Source organism: Sulfuricurvum sp. IAE1 (assembly GCF_004347735.1).
In the GTDB taxonomy this organism is placed as follows: domain Bacteria; phylum Campylobacterota; class Campylobacteria; order Campylobacterales; family Sulfurimonadaceae; genus Sulfuricurvum.
On the sequence record NZ_SLTI01000059.1, the window covers coordinates 1 to 1,239 of the forward strand.

The following is a 1,239-nucleotide window of genomic DNA, read 5'->3' on the forward strand; positions in this document are numbered from 1 at the left end:
CTGAGCTGACATAAAAAAATCTCGTTCGGTATCCTTTTCGATGATATCGATAGTTTGCCCTGTATGTTTTGCGAGAATGTTGTTAAGCGTTTTTTTGGTATGTAACAATTCGCGTGCTTGAATTTCTACATCAGTAGCTTGACCCTGAGCACCACCCAAGGGTTGATGTATCATGATTCGAGCATGCGGTAGGGCATATCGTTTTCCCTTACAACCAGCGCTAAGCAGAAATGCTCCCATGCTCGATGCCTGACCGATACAGGTGGTTGATACATCGGGTTTAACAAACTGCATTGTATCATAAATAGCAAGCCCAGCAGTTACTAGGCCACCAGGGCTGTTGATATAAATTTTGATATCTTCAGCATCATTTTCCGCAGAAAGAAACAGGAGCTGAGCTACAATACTGTTTGAGAGATGGTCATCAATCATCTCGCCTCCAATAAAAACTATACGATCTTTTAAGAGACGAGAGTAAATATCATACTGCCGCTCTCCAAATGCTGTTTGCTCTACTACCCACGGTATCAGAGACATATTTTTTACCTCACTATTTCTTTTCAGTGAAACTTACTCTTTCTATCAACCAATTGAGAGCATTTCGTCTTCGTACAATCGAATCGCAATACTCTCTTACTTTTTTTCTGTCTAATGCTCCATCCTTATATTTACCCAAATATTGCTTAGTTTCTTCATCGACTTCATTTTCTTTTGGAGCAAGATGGGGATTTTGTCGTTGGATAGAGCGGATAATGAGATCAACATTAGCTCTACTAAGTGCTTTGGGCTTTAATTGCTCTTTTAATTCTTCGATGGTTTTGCCTGATTTAAGCAAAAACTCATCTAGGCTCAACTTCGAATCAGATAAATCTTGTTCAAATATGCTTAATGTTTGCTCCATGTAGTGTTCTTCGATGCTTGGAGGTAGATTTTCAATAGAATATGTTTTGAACCATTCTTCGAAAAAGGAACTCCACTTTAGTTCTTTTACATAGTCCTGATACATTTCTTCGGCTTTTTGAGATACTTCAGCTCTGTATTCTTCTAAGGTTTTTTTTATGCTCAAAGAATCTAAGAGAGATTGATCAAGCGTGGGAAGTATTTTTTCTTTGATTCCGGTCAGGCGAATTTTAATTGAGATTGGGTCTTGATCTTGGGGATTGAATGAAAAAGTTCGTTCTTCGCCAGCATGCATCTGCATAATATCTTTATCAATATCAGGAAGGATTTGGTTTTTTC

The 1,239-nt window shown here is 38.3% G+C and carries 2 protein-coding genes; both read right to left on the reverse strand.

What is annotated here, in order from left to right:
* On the reverse strand, positions 1 to 537 hold a 537-nt coding region (locus E0765_RS08600), incomplete at its 3' end, for an ATP-dependent Clp protease proteolytic subunit (protein WP_132812816.1).
* A 13-nt stretch (positions 538 to 550) separates the two neighbouring features.
* A partial coding sequence (locus E0765_RS08605) for a hypothetical protein (protein WP_132812817.1) occupies positions 551 to 1,239 on the reverse strand: 689 nt, incomplete at its 5' end.